This is a genomic window from Pseudomonas sp. D5(2026) (genome assembly GCF_057766845.1).
Genome location: NZ_CM173421.1, coordinates 5,040,598 through 5,061,791 on the forward strand (window position 1 = coordinate 5,040,598; position 21,194 = coordinate 5,061,791).

The 21,194-nt window shown below is 63.0% G+C and carries 18 protein-coding genes; 5 read left to right on the forward strand and 13 right to left on the reverse strand.

The genetic code is table 11. The features are described 5' to 3' along the window. Window positions 1–2 precede the first annotated feature (2 nt). Window positions 3–854: a flagellar motor stator protein MotA gene (gene motA / locus AC3B5Q_RS23335; RefSeq protein WP_003249507.1), complete on the reverse strand. Its 852-nt coding sequence runs from the start codon at window positions 852–854 to the stop codon at window positions 3–5. A 130-nt stretch (window positions 855–984) separates the two neighbouring features. On the opposite strand from motA, the gene AC3B5Q_RS23340 reads away from it, so the two are divergent. The 3 genes from AC3B5Q_RS23340 to asd are packed head-to-tail and all read left to right on the forward strand — an operon-like array spanning window position 985 to window position 4,247. After that, complete coding sequence (locus AC3B5Q_RS23340) at window positions 985–2,520, forward strand: HDOD domain-containing protein (protein ID WP_021783868.1); 1,536 nt, start codon at window positions 985–987, stop codon at window positions 2,518–2,520. A 44-nt stretch (window positions 2,521–2,564) separates the two neighbouring features. Then, on the forward strand, window positions 2,565–3,374 hold the full coding sequence (locus AC3B5Q_RS23345; protein WP_021783867.1) for a rhodanese-like domain-containing protein: 810 nt from the start codon (window positions 2,565–2,567) through the stop codon (window positions 3,372–3,374). Between the two features lie 9 nt (window positions 3,375–3,383). Further along, window positions 3,384–4,247, forward strand: coding sequence for an archaetidylserine decarboxylase (asd, locus tag AC3B5Q_RS23350; protein WP_021783866.1), 864 nt, complete (start codon window positions 3,384–3,386; stop codon window positions 4,245–4,247). Window positions 4,248–4,548: 301 nt separating this feature from the next. Here asd and serB read toward each other — a convergent pair whose 3' ends face one another. Further along, window positions 4,549–5,763, reverse strand: a complete 1,215-nt coding sequence (serB, locus tag AC3B5Q_RS23355; RefSeq protein ID WP_021783865.1) for a phosphoserine phosphatase SerB — start codon at window positions 5,761–5,763, stop codon at window positions 4,549–4,551. A 134-nt stretch (window positions 5,764–5,897) separates the two neighbouring features. Between serB and AC3B5Q_RS23360 the strand changes: the two genes are divergently transcribed. After that, window positions 5,898–7,352 (forward strand): hypothetical protein, encoded by a 1,455-nt coding sequence (locus tag AC3B5Q_RS23360; protein WP_021783864.1) that lies wholly within the window; start codon window positions 5,898–5,900, stop codon window positions 7,350–7,352. A 253-nt stretch (window positions 7,353–7,605) separates the two neighbouring features. Here AC3B5Q_RS23360 and AC3B5Q_RS23365 read toward each other — a convergent pair whose 3' ends face one another. The 9 genes from AC3B5Q_RS23365 to AC3B5Q_RS23405 all read right to left on the reverse strand — a co-directional run bounded on the left by AC3B5Q_RS23365 (window position 7,606) and on the right by AC3B5Q_RS23405 (window position 16,885). After that, a complete protein-coding gene (locus tag AC3B5Q_RS23365; protein WP_233689513.1) occupies window positions 7,606–8,316 on the reverse strand; it encodes a PqiC family protein in 711 nt (236 codons plus the stop codon). A 172-nt stretch (window positions 8,317–8,488) separates the two neighbouring features. Further along, window positions 8,489–10,747 (reverse strand): DNA topoisomerase IV subunit A, encoded by a 2,259-nt coding sequence (parC, locus tag AC3B5Q_RS23370; RefSeq protein WP_488392756.1) that lies wholly within the window; start codon window positions 10,745–10,747, stop codon window positions 8,489–8,491. Window positions 10,748–10,760: 13 nt separating this feature from the next. After that, entirely contained in the window at window positions 10,761–11,279 is a 519-nt protein-coding gene (locus AC3B5Q_RS23375; RefSeq protein WP_021783862.1) for a retropepsin-like aspartic protease family protein, read from the reverse strand. Further along, window positions 11,276–12,262, reverse strand: coding sequence for an esterase-like activity of phytase family protein (locus AC3B5Q_RS23380; protein WP_101196352.1), 987 nt, complete (start codon window positions 12,260–12,262; stop codon window positions 11,276–11,278). The genes AC3B5Q_RS23375 and AC3B5Q_RS23380 overlap by 4 nt, the downstream gene beginning before the upstream one ends. Beyond that, complete coding sequence (parE, locus tag AC3B5Q_RS23385) at window positions 12,259–14,163, reverse strand: DNA topoisomerase IV subunit B (RefSeq protein WP_003249486.1); 1,905 nt, start codon at window positions 14,161–14,163, stop codon at window positions 12,259–12,261. Before parE ends, AC3B5Q_RS23380 begins: the two co-directional genes overlap by 4 nt. A gap of 35 nt (window positions 14,164–14,198) precedes the next feature. Continuing rightward, complete coding sequence (locus AC3B5Q_RS23390) at window positions 14,199–14,807, reverse strand: YqiA/YcfP family alpha/beta fold hydrolase (protein WP_021783860.1); 609 nt, start codon at window positions 14,805–14,807, stop codon at window positions 14,199–14,201. A gap of 131 nt (window positions 14,808–14,938) precedes the next feature. After that, entirely contained in the window at window positions 14,939–15,739 is an 801-nt protein-coding gene (gene cpdA / locus AC3B5Q_RS23395) for a 3',5'-cyclic-AMP phosphodiesterase (RefSeq protein ID WP_031322453.1), read from the reverse strand. Between the two features lie 85 nt (window positions 15,740–15,824). Continuing rightward, window positions 15,825–16,277, reverse strand: a complete 453-nt coding sequence (locus AC3B5Q_RS23400; protein ID WP_003249480.1) for a DUF1249 domain-containing protein — start codon at window positions 16,275–16,277, stop codon at window positions 15,825–15,827. Then, on the reverse strand, window positions 16,268–16,885 hold the full coding sequence (locus tag AC3B5Q_RS23405) for an NUDIX domain-containing protein (RefSeq protein WP_021783858.1): 618 nt from the start codon (window positions 16,883–16,885) through the stop codon (window positions 16,268–16,270). Before AC3B5Q_RS23405 ends, AC3B5Q_RS23400 begins: the two co-directional genes overlap by 10 nt. Window positions 16,886–17,070: 185 nt before the next feature. Here AC3B5Q_RS23405 and AC3B5Q_RS23410 point away from each other — a divergent pair, with 185 nt between their 5' ends. Further along, window positions 17,071–17,817 carry an RsiV family protein gene (locus tag AC3B5Q_RS23410; protein ID WP_003249476.1) on the forward strand — a complete coding sequence of 249 codons (747 nt, stop codon included), beginning with the start codon at window positions 17,071–17,073 and terminating at the stop codon, window positions 17,815–17,817. Here the strand turns inward: AC3B5Q_RS23410 and cytX are convergent. Further along, complete coding sequence (cytX, locus tag AC3B5Q_RS23415; protein ID WP_021783857.1) at window positions 17,786–19,069, reverse strand: putative hydroxymethylpyrimidine transporter CytX; 1,284 nt, start codon at window positions 19,067–19,069, stop codon at window positions 17,786–17,788. The genes AC3B5Q_RS23410 and cytX overlap by 32 nt on opposite strands. A gap of 144 nt (window positions 19,070–19,213) precedes the next feature. Then, window positions 19,214–21,094, reverse strand: coding sequence for a phosphomethylpyrimidine synthase ThiC (gene thiC / locus AC3B5Q_RS23420; RefSeq protein ID WP_021783856.1), 1,881 nt, complete (start codon window positions 21,092–21,094; stop codon window positions 19,214–19,216). Window positions 21,095–21,194: the final 100 nt, after the last annotated feature.

Below are 21,194 nucleotides of genomic sequence, written 5' to 3' on the forward strand. Positions count from 1 at the left end.
ACTCAGCGACCGCGAACCGCTTGTTCCAGTTCGGCGAAGCTTGGGCGATGCTTGGGATACAGCACCTTGCGCCCGAACTCGACTGCAAGCGAAGGTGGCATGCCCGAGGCGGAGGCGACCAGCGAGGCCTTGATTGATTCGTAGAGGTTCAGCTCTTCCTTGGCATCGTGTTCCAGGCACTTGGCCAAAGGACCGAAGAAACCGTAAGCCGCCAGAATACCGAAGAAGGTACCCACCAGCGCCGCACCTACGTGCATGCCGATGGCGGCCTGGTCGCCATCGCCCAGCGAGGCCATGGTCACCACGATACCCAGTACCGCCGCAACGATACCGAAGCCGGGCATACCGTCGGCAATGCCGGTCACCGCATGGGACGGGTGCTCCAGCTCTTCTTTCATGCTCAGCAGTTCCATGTCGAACAGGCCCTCGAGCTCGTGCGGGGCCATGTTGCCGGTGGACATGATGCGCAGGTAGTCACAGACGAACGCAGTCATGCGCTCATCGGCCAGTACCGTCGGGTACTTGGCGAAGATCGGGCTGGCAGCGGCGTCCTCGATGTCGGCCTCGATGGCCATCATGCCTTCGCGACGGCTCTTGTTGAGGATTTCGTAAACAAGGCCCAACACCTCCAGGTAGAAGGCATGGCTGAAGCGCGAGCCGAACATCTTCATCGACTTCTTGATGACATGCATGGTCATGTGGCCAGGGTTGGCCTGCAGGAATGCACCAAAGGCCGCACCGCCGATGATCAGTACTTCGAACGGCTGGATAAGGGCTGCGATCTTGCCGTGGGAGAGTACGTAGCCGCCGAGCACGCTCGCGAATACGACGATGATGCCGATAATTTTAGCCATAGGTTCAAAGCACTTGCTGTCGTGGTCAGGGGAAGAGACGGGAGCTTTAAAACTCTTCTTCTACTTATCGGCAGAACTGCGCCAGACTATAGCCACTCAATGCGAAAAGCCAGTTCGGACTGATGTCAAAATGCCAATTGAAACCAAGGTGCCCACTCAGGCCCCGCGTACGCTAGAGGCCTGGGTAAAGCTGCTCGAGAGTGTTCGCATCCCCGTGCCGAAGCACAGTTACGACCGGGTCATGGCTGCCATCCACGATAGCCGCCGCTCGCTGCGCGATATCGCCGAACTGATGCAAGATAGCCCGGCGCTGGTGCTGTCAGTGATGCGCGAAGCCAATCACCCCACCAATGCCAGCCTCGCCGAGCCCGCCGAGAGCCTGGAAGTCGCCCTCAACCGCCTGGGCCTGGAGCGCAGCGAGCAGCTTCTCAAACGCTTGCCGACACTGCCCGTGGAGGAGATTCCGCCGGTACTGTGCCAGTTCCAGATGATCAGCCAGCATGCGGCACAGCAGGCCAGCGGCCTGTTCGCCAGCCGCCTGGCACGGCTGTGGCAAGAGATTCACTGGGGCAGCCTGCTGTTCCTGTCGCCACTCTGGCCACTGGCACTGGCCTACCCCAAGCTGCTCGACGCCTGGGAACTGCGGGTTATCCACAAAGGTGAAGACGCCGCCCACGTCGAGGAAGAACTGTTTGGCGTGCGCATCATGGCGCTGTGCCAGACCATAGCCGAGTATTGGCGCCTGCCCCAGTGGGTCACCCAGGGTTATCGCCTGCTGCTGGAAGAGCGCGAGCAACTGGCCAAGGTGCTGAACATTGCCCGCGACGAAGACCTGCTCAGCCAACAGCACCGCCTGGACGCCGAGCCCGGCTTGCGACGCTGGTTCAACCAGCCGGCCAATACCGTGCTGCTGGCCAACAACCTGGCCCTGGCGGCACAGGTCGGCTGGGATAACCCGCACCTGCTGCGCTGGCAACTGCTGACCGCGCTGTACCTGCAAACCTCGCTGGAAGACGTGCAGCAGCAAGTGCACCAGCAGGCGGCCGCCAGTGCCCGCCGCCATGCCCGACATGCCCTGTTCCACCCGGCCGAGGCTTTGATCTGGCCATGGCACCAACGCCGGCCTCACCCGGATATGCTGGCCCCACCCCCGCCCAGCAACGACGATCTGGCACGCTGGCGCACGCTGTGCCAGCACCTGCTGGCCCAACCCAGCCCGTTCACCAACGCCGTGCACCTGGCCACCCAGGCACAAGAGGCCCTGCTGGCCTGCGGCATGCAACGCATCATGCTGCTTAGCCTGGACAAGGCCAGTGACTGCCTGCGCGTGCAGCAAATTGCCGGCCTGCCCAAGGAGGCCGGGGCTTTGGCCCTGCAGGTATCGCAGAACAAGCTGCTGCAAAAGCTGCTGAGTCAGGCCGGACAACTGCGCATCACACCGGAAAACCACAGCCAGTTCTCGGCGCTGCTGCCCGCCCCGCTGCGCGCTTTGTTTCGCAGCGAGCATGTTCTACTTCGCTCGCTGGCTGCAAACGACCAGGTGCTGATGCTGCTGGTGGCCGACCAGGGCTGCCGGCCGATGGCCGATATCAGCGTGCAAGCCTTCGGCAAGACCGCGCAATGCATCGAGCGGGCCTTGTCGGTGTTTACCAACCGCAAGGGTTGAGCCTTGCGCTACAATCGCCTCTCTTTCCACACTGGAGACCGTGGATGACCGACTTTTCCGGCCTGCCCTTGGTGATCGAAGCTGCAGACCTGCTGCCACGCCTGGATTCGCCGCAACTGATCCTGGTCGACCTGAGCAGCGCCAACCGCTATGTCAGCGGGCATATTCCCGGCGCGCACTTTGTCGAAGGCAAGCGCACCCAGCTCGGCCAGCCCCCGGCGCCCGGCCTGCTACCGGCCCTGGGCGAGCTGGAGAAACTGTTCAGCGAACTCGGCCACCGCGCCGATGCCGTGTATGTGGTGTACGACGATGAAGGCGGTGGCTGGGCCGGGCGCTTCATCTGGCTGCTCGATGTCATCGGCCACAAGCGCTACCACTACCTCAATGGCGGTATCCAGGCCTGGCCGGCAGACAAGCTGTCCACCGACGTGCCTGCCAGTGGCAACGCCCCGGTCCGTCTGCACATCGACAGCGCACCCACCGCCACCCGCGAGTACCTGCAAAGCCGTCTGGGCGCCGATGACCTGGTCATCTGGGATGCGCGCGGCCCGCAGGAATTCAGCGGCGAAAAAGTGCTGGCAGCCAAAGGCGGCCACATCCCCGGCGCGATCAACTTCGAGTGGACCGCCGGCATGGATTTCAACGACCACCTGCGCATCCGTCAGGACATCGCTGAAGTCCTGGAGAAGCTGGGCATCACCCCCGACAAGGAAGTGATCACCCACTGCCAGACCCACCGCCGCTCCGGTTTCACTTACCTGGTGGCCAAGTCCCTCGGCTACCCACGCGTCAAGGCCTACGCCGGCTCGTGGGGCGAATGGGGCAACCACCCGGACACGCCTGTAGAAGTCTAAGGAACCCCCATGAAATCCCGTCTGTTCATCATCAGCCAGTACCTGCTGCCGCACCACCTGCTGTCGCGGCTGGCCGGCTGCATCGCCGAGTGCCGCGTGCGCTGGTTCAAGAACGCCTTCACCGCATGGTTCGCCAAGCGCTACCAGGTGAACATGAGCGAGGCTCTGGTCGAAGACCTGAGCGCTTACGAGCACTTCAATGCGTTCTTCACCCGCGCCCTGAAGCCAGGCGCCCGCCCACTGGACGAAACCCCAGGCGCCATCCTGTGCCCGGCCGACGGCGCGGTCAGCCAGCTCGGCCCGATCGAGCACGGCCGTATCTTCCAGGCCAAAGGCCACGGATTCAGTGCGCAGGAGCTGCTGGGCGGTGATCCGGCCATGGCCGCACCGTTCATGGGCGGCGAGTTTGCCACCATCTACCTGTCGCCCAAGGACTACCACCGCGTGCACATGCCGCTGGCCGGCACCCTGCGCGAAATGGTCTACGTGCCGGGCCGTCTGTTCTCGGTCAACCAGACCACCGCAGAAAATGTCCCCGAGCTGTTCGCCCGCAACGAGCGCGTGGTCTGCCTGTTCGATACAGAGCGTGGACCAATGGCCGTGGTACTGGTCGGCGCTATGATCGTCGCCTCGATCGAAACGGTATGGGCTGGGCTGGTCACGCCGCCCAAGCGTGAGCTGAAGACCTTCCGTTACGACGAAGCCAGCCGCGCCCCGATCCACCTGGAGAAAGGTGCCGAACTGGGCCGCTTCAAGCTGGGTTCGACCGCCATCGTGCTGTTCGGGCCGGAGCAGGTGAAATGGGCTGAGAGCCTGGGTGCTGGCTCCGCAGTGCGCATGGGGCAACAGTTGGCGGCGCCTTTGCAGGCTTGATTACGGTTTTTGCATTGGGGTGCATGTCGGGGTTTATTTTGCGCCTGTAAGATCGAGCGCCGCCCGCGCGGCGCATCGCGAGCTACGCTCGCTCCTACGTTTGTTTCGGGCCAATCAGTCCTGAGAGATTTGCGCGCGAACGTTATGGCGCACGACGCGATATCGTGTTGCGCGAACCAGGCGGTCGCGCGCGCCTGTCACAGGCGTCACTGGCCCGAAACAAACGTAGGAGCGAGCGTAGCTCGCGATGCGCCGCGCGGGCGGCGCTCGATTTCACAGGCACAGAAGATTCGACGACAACCTAGCCACGGGCGTCGCGGTCACGCAGGCCCAGCAGATACAGCACCCCATCCAGCCCCAAGGTGGAAATCGCCTGCTTGGCCGACTGGCGCACCAGCGGCTTGGCACGGAACGCCACACCCAACCCGGCCAGCGACAGCATCGGCAGGTCATTGGCGCCATCACCTACGGCGATGGTCTGCTCCAGTTGCAAGCCTTCTTCACTGGCCAGCTTCTTCAACAATTCAGCCTTGCGCTGGGCATCGACAATCGGCTCAACAGCCAAGCCGGTCACCTTGCCATCGACCACTTCAAGCTCATTGGCGAACACATAGTCGATACCCAGGCGCGCCTGCACCTGACGGGCAAAGTAGGTAAAGCCACCGGACAGAATCGCGGTCTTGTATCCCAGGCGCTTGAGCTCAGCAAACAGGTTCTCGGCACCCTCGGTCAGGCGTAGCGATGCCCCGATCTCGTCCAGCACCCCCACGTCCAGGCCCTTGAGCAAAGCCATGCGCTCTTTGAAGCTGGCGCGGAAGTCCAGCTCACCGCGCATGGCGCGCTCGGTGATCGCCGCGACCTGCTCCCCTACCCCCGCCGCCTTGGCCAGCTCGTCGATGACTTCGGCCTCGATCAGCGTGGAGTCCATGTCGAACACCGCCAGCCGGCGGTTGCGGCGGAACAGATCGTCCTTCTGGAAGGCGATGTCGACGCTCAGTTCTTCAGCCAGGGCAAAGAAGTCCGCACGCAGGGCCTGGGCATCGCTCGGCACTCCGCGCACGGAGATCTCGACGGCTGCCTTGCCCTTGTCGAATTCGGCATCCAGTGCCACCCGGGCCGAGAGGCGCTCCATGCGCTCGATGGTCAGGCCGTACTGGCTGATCACCGCACTCACCCGCTGCAGCTGCTCGGGAGTGATCTTGCGGCTGAGCAGGGTAACGATGTGGCGCGCTTCGCCATGCCCATCGGCCCAGTGCTGGTAGTCCGCCTCGGAAATCGGCGTGTAACGGGCCTGCAGGTTCAGTTCGTGGGCTTTTGCCTGCACGCCTTGCAGCAGTGCGGTAGCCACTTCGTTGTCCGGGATGTCGACCAGGATGCCAAACGACAAGGTGCCGTGCATGACCGCCAGGCCGATGTCGAGGATACTCACACCGCCCTGCAGCAGGACGCCGGTGATAGCCGCAGTGAGACCGGGACGGTCCTCACCGGTGATGTTGATCAGGACGATTTCGCGCACAACCTGGCTCCGACTTCGATGAAAAATGCGCATTCTACCGATTTTCCATGACCATCGGGCGCCAACGATACTTTGCCGACAAAACCCGGCTCGCTATACTCCCCCCACTTTCATGCCATTAAGAGCCGAGCTCTGTGAACCGGCCCACGCCAGTCAAACCAGACAATTTCTTCCTGATGATCTATCGCGCCTTGAGTCAACGTCGCGTGCCGCTGGCACTGCGCATCGCCTGCACCAACATTTTCCTGGTGGCGCTGGCGCTGGTGATCTACGCCTGCGTGATGGGCCTGCAGTTCAAGCAGGCCATGCATGAGCAGGCCGATGCCCTGGGCCAAAGCCTGACCACCCAGACCGCCACATCGGCAACCGAGCTGCTGGTGTCCAACGACATCCTCAGCCTCAACGTGCTACTGGGCAACCTGGTGAAAAACCCGCTGGTGGCCCATGCGGCAATCTTCAGCGTCGATAACCGCATCCTCGCCGAAGCCGGCCAGCGCCCGCGCAACAGCCTGCTGGGTGAGGCCGAAGGCCTGTACCAGACCAAGATCACGTTCCAGGACGTGACGGCCGGGCAACTGCGCATCAGCCTGGACATGAGCCAGTTCCAGCAGCCGATGCTGATCAGCCTGCAGAGCATGGGCATTCTGGCCGCCATCCTGCTGGCCCTGGCCTTGGCCCTCAGCTTGCGTCAGGGCCGCTTTATCACCCTGCCACTGCTGCAGTTGCGGGTATGGCTGCGCGACCCGCAGCCGTATACCCCGGCGACCGACCGCCAGGACGAGATCGGCGACATCGCCCGCCAGCTGCATGCACGCCTGGCCCCGCCTCCGCCACCAGAGCCGGAGCCCGAGGAAGATGACGAGCCGTTCGACGACCTGCACGCAGCTGCCCCGGCACCCAAAGCCGTACCGCGCGCCAAGGTTGCCCTGGAAGACGAAGATGACGACGCAGCCTTCGCCGGCCTGCTGGACGATGACACTACAGCCAAAGCCCACGCAGAGGTCGAGTCCGACGAGCCCCAGTACAGCGCCGTACTTGCCGTGCAGCTGGGCTCGCAGGAGCAACTGCGCCGCCTGCCACGTACACGCCTGGACGAGCTGACCAAGCGCTACCGCGATTGCCTGGAGCACGCGGCCTCGCTCTACGACGGTGAAACCCACACGCTGAACGACGGCAGCACCCTGGTGCTGTTCCACAGCCGCGAGTGTGGCGAGGACTACCTGACCAACGCCATTTGCTGTGGCGAACTATTGCGTGCCCTGGGCCACGCCCTGCAGATCGAGGTGGCTGATAGCGGCATCACCCTGCAACTGCAGCTAGGCCTGGTATTGGGCAACGACCTGCATGGGCTGGAGCTGGTTGACCTGCTGATTGCCGAGAAAGTCCAGGATGCCCTGGCGCTGTCGCAGCACAGCCGCAACCTGTTGCTGGTAGAACGACAGATCAACGATGACGCCCTGATTCGCCAGCGTGCGCGTATTCGCCCGATCGCCAGCCCCGAAGGCGCGTGCTGTGTGGAGCGGCTCATGGAGCCCTACCCGTCAATGCTGGAAAGGCAACTGGCGCGCATGCATGAGCACCGTGCCTGACAGGTATACGCGACATCTACAGCGTATGTCTTAAGTCAGGCTGGTTGCTTTGACTGGCGCAAAATCCAACCGTTAGCGCTCCCCCCGTAGGAGCGGGTTCACCCTCGAACACCGGCGCAACCGGTGCCATGCAACGCGTCGCCTGCTTCGCGGGTAAACCCGCTCCCACAAAGACCGCGCCGAGCTTCAGACGGAACAGCAGATACAAAAAAGCCCGCAGCGAATGCGGGCTTTTTTGTATCTGCCAGTTTGATCAGAACCGATAAACTTCCATATCGGTGCGAATCGGCGAGGCCATCGGGATTTTGGGTTTCTCTGGCCCCTTCTTCACCTGCGTCGGTGCAGCGGGTTTTTTCGGTGCTTCTTCGGCAATCGCCGGCTGGTTGGCCAGCGGCTTCACCGCTGTGCTCAGCTGTTCGGCCAGCTTTTGCAGCAGTTGGCCCTGAGCCTGCACCTGCGACGACTCACTGCCCTCGTGCTGCTGCTCGAGGTGAATGATACGGTTGTCACGCACATGGCCACGACGGTCCAGCAGACGCCACTGGGCATCCAGAATGGCCGGCTGGTTCTTGCCCGAGTCCAGGCGTGTGATCGACAACAGCACTTGCACGTCCGGGCTGAAGCCTGCAGTCGCCGGGGCCAGCACTACGCGCTGGCTGTCCAGACGCCAGGCCAGTTGACGCACCAGCAGCTGGTCGATATCCGATGAAAGGCTGCCAGCCCAGCGACCGTCGGTCGCCGCGCTCAGGCTGCCATCAGCTTGACGCTGCAGGAACGTCTCACGCTGAAGATAATCGGCCACCGATACCGGGCCGAGTACAACGGCCATGCCCGCGCTCTGCGAAGGCTGGCCAGGATCACCACTGTCGAGCTGATACAGGGCAACCGGCTGATGCATGGTGCACCCGCCAAGGCCCAGCAGGCCAGTCATCAACAGCGCAAATGGAAGGCGCAGAAATTTCATCATCCCATCCAGGCGGCTGCCACAAGGCACACCGCAGTGATACATGTATATTCAAACGGGCACACGGCCACGCCGGCACCGCAAGGGGCATATCATCCGCGAAATAACCGTCCGACTCCAGCATTTCTGCCCGAAACGGCGTTGAAATTGCCGTTCCAGACATTACAACCGGTTATGCCGGCACTTCCACCTGCAACCCATCGACGCGCTGGAACCCACGTGGCAGCTTGCTACCGCGCCGTCCGCGCTCGCCCTTGTAGTGCTCCAGGTCGTCCGCCTTCAAAGACAGGGTACGCTTGCCGGCCTGCAATACAAGGGTCGCGCCTTCGGGAATCACGGCTAGATCGGTAACAAATTCTTCACGGCTGGCCACCCGGTCACCCGGCACGCCAATGATCTTGTTGCCCTTGCCTTTACCCAGCTGTGGCAAGTCGCTGACCTTGAACACCAGCAGGCGGCCTTCAGTGGTCACCGCCGCCAACCAGTCCTGCTCGCGATCGGCCACTGGGCGCGGGGTCATGACCTTGGCCCCGTTGGGCAAGCTGAGCAAGCCTTTGCCGGCCTTGTTCTTGGCCTGCAGGTCCTCACCCTTGACCACAAAGCCGTAACCGGCATCCGAAGCCACCACGTACAGCGCATCGTCGTCAGGCAACAACACACATTCGAAAGTCGCCCCCGGTGGCGGCGTCAGACGGCCAGTCAGCGGCTCACCCTGGCCACGCGCCGATGGCAGGCTGTGGGCGGCCAGCGAGTAGCTGCGCCCGGTGGAATCGATAAGCACGGCAAACTGGTTGGAACGCCCGGCCGCGGCAGCCTTGAAGCCGTCGCCGGCCTTGTAGGAAAGGCCAGTGGCCTCGATATCGTGGCCCTTGGCGCAGCGCACCCAGCCTTTCTCCGAAAGCACCACGGTGACGGGCTCGGTCGGCATCAGCTCGTTTTCCGACAGCGCTTTGGCTTCGGCACGCGCTACGATCGGCGAACGACGATCATCGCCATAGGTTTCGGCATCCTTGATCAGCTCGCTGCGCACCAGCTTGCGCAGCTTGGCCTCGCTCCCCAGCAGGGCCTGCAGCTTGGCTTGCTCCTTCAGCAACTCATCCTGCTCACCGCGGATCTTCATCTCTTCCAGGCGCGCCAACTGCCGCAGGCGGGTCTCGAGGATGTAGTCGGCCTGGATCTCGGTCAGCTCGAAACGCTCAATCAGGGCCTGCTTGGGGTATTCCTCGGTACGGATGATGTGGATCACTTCATCCAGGTTGAGGAACGCGGTGAGTAAACCGTCCAACAGGTGCAGACGCTTTTCGACCTTGTCCAGACGGTGCTGCAGGCGGCGACGAACGGTGTTGGTGCGGAATTGCAGCCACTCTACCAATATGGTTCGCAGGTTTTTCAACTGCGGACGGCCGTCCAGGCCGATGATGTTCACGTTGACCCGGTAGGTGCTTTCCAGGTCAGTGGTAGCGAACAGGTGCTGCATCAGCTCGTCGACATCCACGCGGTTGGAACGCGGGATGATGACGATACGGCACGGGTTCTCGTGGTCCGACTCGTCGCGCAGGTCGGCGACCATCGGCAGCTTCTTGGCCTGCATCTGCGCGGCAATCTGCTCCAGCACTTTGGCCCCGGAGACCTGGTGCGGCAGCGCAGTGACGACGATGTCACCATCTTCGACACGGTATACGGCGCGCATGCGGATCGAGCCGCGGCCGCTTTCGTACATTTTGAGAATTTCTGCCCGCGGCGTGACGATCTCTGCCTCGGTCGGGTAATCCGGCCCCTGGATATGCTCGCACAACTGCTCGATGGTTGCCTTGGGCTCATCGAGCAGTCGCACACAGGCACTGGCCACCTCTCGCAGGTTGTGCGGCGGCACATCGGTGGCCATGCCCACCGCGATACCGGTGGTACCGTTGAGTAGGATATTGGGCAGGCGCGCAGGCAGCACGGCCGGCTCCTGCAACGTGCCGTCGAAGTTCGGTACCCAGTCCACGGTGCCCTGGCCGACTTCGCTGAGCAGCACTTCAGCGTAGCGCGACAGCCGCGCCTCGGTATAGCGCATGGCGGCGAACGACTTCGGATCATCCGGCGCACCCCAGTTACCCTGGCCATCGACCAAGGTGTAGCGGTAGCTGAACGGCTGCGCCATCAGCACCATGGCCTCGTAGCAGGCCGAGTCGCCATGGGGATGGAACTTGCCGAGCACGTCACCGACGGTACGCGCCGACTTCTTGTGCTTGGCATCGGCGTCGAGCCCCAACTCGCTCATGGCGTAGACGATGCGTCGCTGCACCGGCTTCAGGCCGTCGCCGATGTGCGGCAGTGCGCGGTCCATGATCACGTACATGGAATAGTTGAGGTAGGCCTGTTCGGTGAAGTCAGCCAGCGAGCGGCGTTCGACGCCGTCCAGGCTGAGTTCCAGTGAGTCGCTCATGCGGGCCTCGTCATTATTTCAGGTTCTGGCGCAGCAGCATGGTGCCACCGCGCTGGGTAAATTCAAGTTGTTGCAGGGCACTCATGCCCAGCAGTACGGTGGGCCCGTCCAGGCCCGGCACCACGATGGCGCGTACGTTCTGCAGGCGGATATCGCCCAGTTGCAGGCTGGCCAGGCGCGTGCGGTAGCCTTCGGTGCGGCCGTTGGCGGTGCTCAGTAGCACCGGGCTACCGCGCTCCAGGCTCAGTTCATGAGCCAACGCCTCGGGGATCGCCACGTCGGTGGCGCCGGTGTCGAGCATGAAATGCACCACCTGGCCGTTGATGGCACCATCCACCACGAAGTGGCCCTGGCCATTACTCAGCAGGCGCACTTCGATAAAGCCTGCACCATGCTCGGATTGCACCTGGCTATTGGGGTTACGCTGGCTGTCTTCCCACTGGCCGAAAAAGCGCGTGGCAAGAAACAGCGCCGCCGCCCAGGCGACGATCATCAGCACCCTGCCCGCGCGCTTGCCCGGCGCCTGGCTCATGGTTTGGCGCTCCAGCCGCCTTGCGGGGCGTCGAAGCGCCAGACGACCGGGCGGGTTTCGCCATCGGCGCGGGCGCTGTTGTTGTTGTCCAGGCCAATCCAGGCACCCTTGGCATCGATCACCAGTGCTTCGGCAAGGCCAAACGGCTGCGCGTAGCGCCGTGACTCGACCAGCGCATCAGCAGCGAACGACCAGCAACGCTCGACCTTGCCACTGTCGGCATCACGCCGGCACACCCGGTAAGCGTTACGTTCAAGGGTAAACAGCTTGCCCTCGAACCAGGCCAGGTCAGCGAAGTCGCGCGACAGCGCACTGGCATTGGGCATTTGCTCCGGTTGCATCTCGACCCCGGCCTCGCTCAGCAGCACGCAACTGCGCCCGCAGGTCCATACCGATTGCCGGCGCTCAATGGCCACCAGGCCACGGCGCTCACGCTCGGCGGCCAGCCACAGGCGGTCACCCGCCGGGTTGATCGCCACGCCTTCGAACAGGGCATTGAAGTTCAGCAGCATGCCGCTTGCCCGGGCCTGGCGCACCATGGCCGAGTCTATCCTCAACCAGTCCGGCTCACCTTCCAGCGGCAATTGCAGTACCGCGGCATGCGCCTCGCTGACCAGATAGAGGTTACCCGCCTGATCACAGGTGATGCCTTCGAAATCCAGCTCGCCACCGCGAATGAACGATGCCGCCCAGTTGCGTGACTTCAACCCCCATGGCAGGCCGCTTTCCGGGACAGTTGGCGGGGTGAAGGTGAGCGGCTGCGCGCGCCAGGTGGGGTTCTGCTGATCGAAGCGGTAGATGCGGTCGTCGTCACGGTCGGACACACCCCACAGCCCGCCCCGGCATTCCACCAGACCAGACAGGTTGCCACCGCGCATACCGTCGATCGGGTGCTCGGCTTGCATCTTCAGCTCTGGCCAGTTGCCCGCCAGGCAAGGCAGGGCAACCAGCGCCAGGCAAACGGCAAATACTTGCCGAATCAAACCATGACCTCGGCCAGGTTGCCCTTGGTTTCCAGCCAGCTCTTGCGGTCGCCGGCGCGCTTCTTGGCCAGCAGCTTGTCCATCAGCTCGCAGGTGGCCTCTACGTCGTCCAGGGTCAACTGCACCAGCCGTCGGGTGTTCGGGTCCATGGTGGTTTCGCGCAACTGCGGCGGGTTCATCTCGCCCAGGCCCTTGAAGCGTGTTACCTGCGGCTTGCCGCGCTTCTTCTCGGCCACCAGGCGGTCGAGGATGCCGTCACGCTCGGCTTCGTCGAGGGCGTAGTAGATTTCCTTGCCCAGGTCGATGCGGTACAGGGGCGGCATGGCCACGTAAACATGCCCAGCCTCGACCAGTGCCCGGAAGTGTTGAACAAACAGCGCACACAGCAGTGTGGCGATGTGCAGGCCGTCGGAGTCAGCGTCGGCGAGGATGCAGATCTTGCCATAGCGCAGTTGCGCAAGATCGGTTGCACCCGGATCGACGCCGATGGCCACGGCAATGTTGTGCACTTCCTGGCTGGCCAGGACTTCGCCACCGTCCACTTCCCAGGTGTTGAGGATCTTGCCGCGCAGCGGCAGGATGGCCTGGAATTCCTTGTCCCGCGCCTGCTTGGCCGAACCACCGGCCGAGTCACCCTCGACCAGGAACAACTCGGCACGCATCGGGTCCTGGCCCGCACAATCGGCCAGCTTGCCGGGCAATGCCGGGCCTTGGGTGATGCGCTTGCGCTCGACCTTCTTGCTGGCTTTGAGGCGGCGCCCGGCGTTGCTGATGGCCAGTTCTGCCAGTTGCATGCCCAGCTCGGGGTGGGCGTTGAGCCACAGGCTGAAAGCGTCCTTGACCACACCGGAGACAAATGCGGCCGCCTCGCGTGATGACAGGCGCTCTTTGGTCTGCCCGGAGAACTGCGGGTCCTGCATCTTCATCGACAGTACGAAGGTGATGCGCTCCCAAACGTCTTCCGGCGCCAGCTTCACCCCGCGCGGCAGCAAGTTGCGGAACTCGCAGAACTCACGCATGGCATCCAGCAAGCCTTGGCGCAAGCCGTTGACGTGGGTGCCGCCCTGGGCGGTGGGGATCAGGTTGACGTAGCTTTCCTGAATGCTGTCGCCGCCTTCGGGCAGCCACAGCAAAGCCCAGTCAACCGCTTCCTTGTTGCCCGCCAGGCTGCCACAGAACGGCTCGTCGGGCAGGCGCTGGAATTCGTTGACCGAGTCGACCAGATAAGAGCGCAGACCATCTTCGTAGTGCCATTCGACCTTTTCGCCGCTGGCCTTGTCCTCGAAGCTGACCAGCAGCCCTGGGCACAGTACCGCCTTGGCCTTGAGCACGTGCTTGAGGCGGCTGATGGAGAACTTGGGCGAGTCGAAGTACTTCGGGTCGGGGCTGAAGTACACGCTGGTGCCGGTGTTGCGCTTGCCGACCGAGCCGACCACTTCCAGCTCGCTGGCCTTGAAGCCATCGGCAAAGGTCATCTGGTATTCGTTGCCGTCACGTTTGACGCGTACGCGCACCTGGGTCGACAGGGCGTTGACCACCGAGATACCCACCCCGTGCAGGCCACCGGAAAACTGATAGTTCTTGTTGGAGAACTTGCCGCCGGCGTGCAGCTTGGTGAGGATCAGCTCGACCCCGGACACGCCCTCTTCCGGATGGATGTCCACCGGCATGCCGCGGCCGTCGTCGCTGACTTCCAGCGAATGATCGGCATGCAGGATGACCTGCACCGAACGCGCGTGGCCGGCCAGTGCTTCGTCGACACTGTTGTCGATGACTTCCTGGGCCAGGTGGTTGGGGCGGCTGGTGTCGGTGTACATGCCCGGCCGCTTGCGGACCGGATCAAGGCCCGAGAGGACTTCGATGGCGTCTGCGTTATAGGCGCTAGCGCTGGGATTGGCCATAGGGTCTCGTCGTCAGTCTGGTGAATGCAAAAAAGTCAAAATACAGAAAAATCGAGCGCCGCATACTGCCCACGGGCAATGCCGGCGAAGGCCAGCAGTGCCGGCATGCGCTCGGCGAAGCCCTGGAAGCTGTGGTCGCCACCGGCCTGGATACGCAGTGCACAAGCACGGTAATAGCGCTCGGCGTGTCGGTAGTCCAGGGTTTCATCGGCGGTCTGCAGCCACACTTGATAGCGGTCGGCATCGGCCGGGGCCGCGACTTCCAGTTCGGCCAGGGCCTGCACATGATCGTGGGTCAGCTCCCAGGTTTCACCACTGTAATGATTGCGCTGGGTGCCCAGGTAACCGTCGAAATGCTTGTGTGGGGTTACCGCCGGGTTGACCAGAAGGGCCTTGAGGCCATGGCGCTCGGCCAGATGGGTGGCATAGTAGCCGCCGAGCGAACTGCCCACCAGCAGTGGCGCACCCAGTTCGGCGATGGCCGCTTCGAGCTGGGCCATGGCTTGCCGTGGGTGGTGGTGCAGGGCCGGCACTCGCAACTGGTCGGCCAGGCCGAGCTGCTGCATGACTGCCTCCAGCTGACGCGCCTTGGTCGAAAGCGGTGAGCTGTTGAAGCCATGGATATAGAGGATGGAACCCGACATGCTGCCCCCGGAATCTGTGGCTTCGCGCCTGATAATGCGGGCGCAGGGACGCGCAGTGTAGCGCGTTCGCCGGGTTTTGACGCAGTGCCACGGATTTCGCAATAATTTTCCGGCAGGCTGACGTGGCCTGCTCAATACCCTGGGCTGTCGAAGTCGAGCTGCACCTCGAAATCCACCGCCCGCTCCACCCCGGTCTCCAGCCGCCCATCGGCATGCAGGCGCAACCAGCGGTACCCCGGATGCTCTTCGCTCACCTGGAAGCCCTCGCTGCGCGCCGCGAACTGAATACAGGTCGACGGTGTGGCCAGCAGGCGCCGCCCCTCTCGGACCTCATCCCATTCCTGGTGCACATGCCCCCATAGCAAAGCCCGTACCTGTGGATATCCCTCAACGATATCGAACAGCGCCTGGGCATTGCGCAAGCCGATCGGCGCGATCCAGGCGCAGCCGATGTCCACTGGCTGATGGTGGAAGCACACCAGGCAATGCCGCTCACCAGCCTCTTTCAAGGCGGCTTCCAGCACGGCCAGCTGGTCATCTTGCAGAAACCCGTGGGTAGCACCGTGCACGGCGGTGTTGAGCATGACCACCCGCCATGCGCCAATATCGGTCACCGCCTGCACCAGCTCCGGCGCCACCTGCGCCATCACCTGAGCCTCGTCATGGTTGCCCGGCAACCAGCGGGTGGGTACGGCAAACGGTGCGGTCAGCTCACGAAACGCTTCATAGGATGCCACGCTGGCATCCTGGGACAGGTCGCCCGTGCACAGCAGCAAGTCGACAAGTGGCTGCTCGCGTCGCACCTGGGCCACCACGTGGCGCAGGCTGTCGCGGGTATTGAGGCCCAGCATGCTGCCAGCCGGGTCGGCGAACAGGTGGGCATCGGTCAGTTGCACCACGTGCACAGGACGGGATTGGTCTGGCGGCAACAACGGCCATCTCCTCGAATGGATTCAGCGGGAATTATGGCTGGGCGACGGTGACGAGCAAACACCCGCAACCGACTCACGTCACAATTCAGCGAACACTTGCCAATTCGTGGCCGCAGGCCAGGCAGTGACTGAGCCACTCACCCAGGAACAGGTTGAGCTGGGCCTTTTCGTCCGGCTGGTGCATGGCGTCGTTTGGATACGGATAGATGCTGCGCAGGCGCCGGGTGTGTTCGGCACTGACCACTTCGGCCATGCGCGCATCGTGATACACCTGCACTTCCAGGTGCGGGACTGGCAACCACGGCAGACTGTGTTCCTGGCGCACATGCAGGGTGGTGGTGTACGGGCAGGCCAGCACCACGTCGAGCACCAGCACGCCGAGCATCTGATCACCCTGGGTCATGCCGATGCGGCGCGAGCTTTGGGTGGTGCGCATGTCGGGCAGCAAGCGCATCAGCCGGGCGTAGTTGGCCTCGCAGGCTGCCTGCAGCCCGACCAGGTCGACTCGATAGCGCTCGCGCAGCAGGTTCACTTCCACATACCTCTTACTTCGTCACGGTTCAGCGCAAGCCATTGCAGGCCAATAATGGTTGCCGCGTTGCAGATGCGCCCGTCGCGCACCGCCTGCAGGGCATCCTCGAACGACCACACGCGTACGCGAATGTCTTCGCCCTCCTCTTCCAGGCCATGCAGCCCTCCCGCGCCCTCGCTGCTGCAACGGCCGAGGAACAGGTGAACGTATTCGTCACTGCCACCTGGCGACGGGAAGTAGCGGGTCATCGGCCACAGGGCGCTGAACGTCAGGCCTGCTTCTTCTTCGGCCTCGCGATGGGCGACTTCCTCGGGCTGCTCGTCTTTGTCGATCAGCCCGGCAACCATCTCGATCAGCCAAGGGTTGGCGACCTTGTCCAGTGCGCCCACGCGGAACTGTTCGATCAGCACCACTTCATCGCGCGCAGGGTCGTAAGGCAGCACGCATACCGCATCGTGGCGCACAAACAGCTCGCGACTGATCTCGCGCCCCATGCCACCGGCAAATAGCTCGTGACGCAGGCGTAACTTGTCGAGCTTGTAAAAGCCCTGGAAGCAATTGGCCCGCTCGATGATTTCGAAGCCCTTGGGCACAGCGTTCAACGCGTCTGACATGGAAATCCTCATTACCTCGAATACTGCTTCGCGCCATCCTACTCCGCACGCCTGTTGGTTTCATCCCTTTCCAGCAACCGCTGGCGCACTCGGGACAGCAGCCCTTCACTCTGTTAGCTTAGTGGCGAACTGAAGGCCGCGCAGACGGTCAAAGGCCGACTTTTCCCTGTTCTGCAAGGATCATCATGACACTTGTCAAACTGACTTCCGTGGCCGTGCTGGCACTCGCTCTGGGCGCCTGCCAGAGCCTGTTCACGCCCAACTACCGGGCCCCGCTCGAGGTCAAGCGCGACGCCTGGGAGCATGTCAAACCCGGCTGCAGCGAGAGCGACTGCCCGCTGGTGAACATCGACATGATCCACTTCCCAGCCCTGCCCAAGCTCGACGGCATCGTCGAAAAACGCCTGCTGCAACTGACCGAAGACAATCAGCATGGCACCGCACCAGCCACCCTGCAGGCCTACGAACAGCAATATCTGGCCAGTGCCGACAAACGTAACAGCAGCTACTTGCAAGCCAAGGTACGCGAACAGCATGACGGGTTGGTGATCATCGAGTTGTCCAGCTACCTGGACAGCGGTGGCGCCCACGGCATGCCCGGGCGCGGCTTCATCAACTATTCACGCAAGCTGGACAAGGTGCTGACCCTGCAGGACATGCTGGTGCCCGGCCAGGAAGACACCTTCTGGAAAACCGTCGAAGAATCGCACCGCGCCTGGCTGATGAGCGTGGGCATGGACAAGGATGCCGAGTTCGTCAAGACCTGGCCATTCAAGAAATCGCCGCACGTCGCTCTGACGTACGGCGCGGTAGTGGTCAAGTACGAGGTCTATGCCATCGCGCCCTACTCCATGGGCCACGTGGAACTGAAGATCCCCTACCCGCGCCTGAATGGCGTACTCAAGCCTGAACTGTTTCCCGGCCGCGGCTGAGGCTCAGTAACCCATGCAGCACACCTGCCAGCAGCAATGCTGGCAGGGTCGCGCCCAGTTCCGGCGCCTTGGCGGCAATCAGGTGATAGGCCACCGCCCCGGCAAACCAGGCCACCAACGCCTGCCAGTGCAAGCCATTGACCTGCGCTGGCAGACGGCGTCGACGGACCACGTAGTGGTCCATCAGCACCACGCCGAACAGCGGCGCGAACACCGAACCGATCAGCAACAGGAAGTTTTCGTACTGTGCCAGTGGCGCCAACAGGGCGATCAGGGTGCACAACACGCCGATGGCCAACGCCAGGTGCTCGACCTTCAGCGGTATAAGCACACCGGTGGAAACCGCCGCCGAGTGGATGTCGGCGAAGGCCTTTTCCGACTCGTCCAGCAGAATTAGCAGCAGCGGGATCCCCATACCGGCGCCCGCCAGGGCCAGCAACAGCGCATTGACTTCGCCACTGGCGGCGAACGCCAGCGTGTAGGCCACGCCCAGGCTCATCAGCCAGGTGTTGCCAATGAAGTAGCCAACGACCGTGCCGCCGAACACATGCTTGCCATTGCGGGCAAAGCGCGAGTAGTCAGCGATCAGCGGCAGCCAGGACAGCGGCATGGCGATGACGATATCGAAGCCAACCGCCAGCGACATCGAACCATCCCCGGCACGGTTCCACAGTTCGGCCAGGTCGGCCTTGGCGAACAGGTTCCAGGTCAGCCACAGGCAAGCGCCCAGCAACAACCAGATACCCCAGGCGCGCAACACCTTGCGCACGAAGGCCAGTGGCCCGCTGACGGCCAACAGGGTGGCCAGGGCACCAAAACACAGGGTCCAGAGCATGGGGCTGTTCCAGGCACTCTCCTCACCGAACGCCCGCGCCCCCAGCAAGCTGGCGGCATCGCGCATGACGATGATCTCGAAGGCGCCCCAACCCACCAGTTGCAGCAAGTTGAGCAGCGCCGGCAAGCGCGCGCCATGGCTGCCCAGGCTAAGTTTCAGGGTGCCCATGGCAGACAGGCCGGTGTCGCTGCCGATAACCCCGGCGGCGCCCAGCAACAGCACACCGACACCGGTGCCCAGGGCGATGGCCAGCACTGCGCCAGCAAGGCCCAGGCCTGGCGCCAGCATGGCACCGACCTGCAGCACCATCAGGCCGATGCCGAGGGAAAACCACAATGAAAACAGGTCGCGAGCACCGAAGATGCGCTGCTGGATGGGGATTGGATGGTCGGGAGAGAACTGGCTGGGTGATGTCATTGTCATGTCCGCAGGAATGATGGTGAGTGGCATGCACCACCCTGTGGGAGCGGGCTTGCCCGCGAACACCGGCAAAGCCGGTGCCATGCACCGCAGTGCTTGCTTCGCGGGCAAGCCCGCTCCCACAGGGTAAGGTGCTGCGGTTTAGACTTTGTGGTACAGCTGGCTGCCTTCCTGGCGGAACCGCTCGGCCTGCTCACGCATGCCTTGCTCGACCGTCACATCCACGGCCTCGATCTTGGCAGCGTACTCACGCACTTCCTGGGTGATCTTCATCGAGCAGAACTTCGGCCCGCACATCGAGCAGAAGTGCGCGACCTTGGCCGATTCCTTCGGCAGAGTCTCGTCATGGAAAGCACGGGCGGTGTCCGGGTCGAGGCCCAGGTTGAACTGGTCTTCCCAACGGAACTCGAAACGCGCCTTGGACAAGGCGTTGTCGCGGATCTGTGCACCCGGGTGGCCCTTGGCAAGGTCGGCGGCATGCGCGGCGATCTTGTAGGTGATGATGCCGGTCTTGACGTCGTCCTTGTTCGGCAGGCCCAGGTGCTCCTTCGGCGTTACGTAGCAGAGCATGGCGCAACCGAACCAGCCGATCATCGCCGCACCAATGCCCGAGGTGATGTGGTCGTAACCCGGCGCGATATCGGTGGTCAGTGGGCCGAGGGTGTAGAACGGCGCCTCGTCGCAGCACTCCAGCTGCTTGTCCATGTTCTCTTTGATCAATTGCATCGGCACGTGGCCGGGGCCTTCGATCATGCATTGCACGTCGTGCTTCCAGGCAATCTTGGTCAGCTCGCCGAGGGTTTCCAGCTCACCGAATTGCGCCGCGTCGTTGGCGTCGGCAATCGAGCCAGGGCGCAGGCCGTCGCCCAGCGAGAAGCTGACGTCGTAGGCCTTCATGATTTCGCAGATTTCGTCGAAGTGGGTGTACAGGAAGTTTTCCTTGTGGTGCGCCAGGCACCACTTGGCCATGATCGAGCCACCACGGCTGACGATGCCGGTGACGCGCTTGGCGGTCAGGGGCACATAGCGCAGCAGCACACCGGCGTGAATGGTGAAGTAGTCCACGCCCTGTTCGGCCTGCTCGATCAGGGTGTCGCGGAACAGTTCCCAGGTCAGGTCCTCTGCCACACCGTTGACCTTTTCCAGGGCCTGGTAGATCGGCACGGTACCGATCGGTACCGGCGAGTTGCGAATGATCCACTCGCGGGTTTCGTGGATGTGCTTGCCGGTGGACAAGTCCATGACCGTGTCCGAGCCCCAGCGGATGCCCCAGGTCAGCTTGGCCACCTCTTCCTCGATCGAGGAACCCAGGGCGCTGTTGCCGATGTTGCCGTTGATCTTCACCAGGAAGTTACGGCCGATGATCATCGGCTCTACTTCCGGGTGGTTGATGTTGGCCGGAATGATCGCGCGGCCACGGGCGATTTCCTGGCGGACGAATTCAGGGGTGATTTCTTTCGGGATGTTGGCACCGAAGCTGTGGCCGGCATGTTGCTCATTCAGCAGGCCGGCGGCGCGGGCCTCCTGTAACTTCATGTTTTCGCGGATGGCCACGTATTCCATCTCGGCGGTGATGATGCCCTGACGGGCATAGTGCATCTGCGAGACGTTGGCGCCGGCCTTGGCCCGGCGCGGGTTGCGCACATGGGCGAAACGCAGCTTGGCCAGCTCTGCATCGTTCAGGCGCTGCTGACCGAAGTCGGAGCTCAGGCCTTCCAGGCGCTCGGTGTCACCGCGGGCTTCGATCCAAGCCGAACGCACATCGGCCAGGCCTTTGCGCACGTCGATGATCACATCGGGGTCGGTGTACGGGCCAGAAGTGTCATACACCAGCACCGGGGCGTTGGCCTCGCCGCCGAAATCGGTCGGGGTGTCATCCAGGCTGATTTCACGCATGGGGACGCGGATGTCCGGGCGCGAGCCTTCGACATACACCTTGCGCGAACGCGGGAACGGTTGTACGGACTGCTGATCGACTTGTGCCGATTCGCTGAGGTTGATCGTTTTTTCTTGTTTGGTCATCACAGGCTCTCCTGACGGCTTCCTAGCAGTGGAATGTCGGGGTGAACCTGAAACGCGCGGACGCACCCTCTTTGGGTGCAGTGCCGGATATGGGGGTGCA

Bases quoted from the DNA above. Each gene is read 5' to 3' on its own strand.
- AC3B5Q_RS23340 (WP_021783868.1), top strand. From the start codon at position 985: ATGCCAATTGAAACCAAGGTGCCCACTCAGGCCCCGCGTACGCTAGAG.
- AC3B5Q_RS23405 (WP_021783858.1), bottom strand. From the start codon at position 16,885: ATGTCAGACGCGTTGAACGCTGTGCCCAAGGGCTTCGAAATCATCGAG.
- parC (WP_488392756.1), bottom strand. From the start codon at position 10,747: ATGAGCGACTCACTGGAACTCAGCCTGGACGGCGTCGAACGCCGCTCG.
- AC3B5Q_RS23345 (WP_021783867.1), top strand. From the start codon at position 2,565: ATGACCGACTTTTCCGGCCTGCCCTTGGTGATCGAAGCTGCAGACCTG.
- parE (WP_003249486.1), bottom strand. From the start codon at position 14,163: ATGGCCAATCCCAGCGCTAGCGCCTATAACGCAGACGCCATCGAAGTC.
- AC3B5Q_RS23365 (WP_233689513.1), bottom strand. From the start codon at position 8,316: ATGAAATTTCTGCGCCTTCCATTTGCGCTGTTGATGACTGGCCTGCTG.
- AC3B5Q_RS23375 (WP_021783862.1), bottom strand. From the start codon at position 11,279: ATGAGCCAGGCGCCGGGCAAGCGCGCGGGCAGGGTGCTGATGATCGTC.
- motA (WP_003249507.1), bottom strand. From the start codon at position 854: ATGGCTAAAATTATCGGCATCATCGTCGTATTCGCGAGCGTGCTCGGC.
- AC3B5Q_RS23410 (WP_003249476.1), top strand. From the start codon at position 17,071: ATGACACTTGTCAAACTGACTTCCGTGGCCGTGCTGGCACTCGCTCTG.
- asd (WP_021783866.1), top strand. From the start codon at position 3,384: ATGAAATCCCGTCTGTTCATCATCAGCCAGTACCTGCTGCCGCACCAC.
- AC3B5Q_RS23390 (WP_021783860.1), bottom strand. From the start codon at position 14,807: ATGTCGGGTTCCATCCTCTATATCCATGGCTTCAACAGCTCACCGCTT.
- cytX (WP_021783857.1), bottom strand. From the start codon at position 19,069: ATGACATCACCCAGCCAGTTCTCTCCCGACCATCCAATCCCCATCCAG.
- thiC (WP_021783856.1), bottom strand. From the start codon at position 21,094: ATGACCAAACAAGAAAAAACGATCAACCTCAGCGAATCGGCACAAGTC.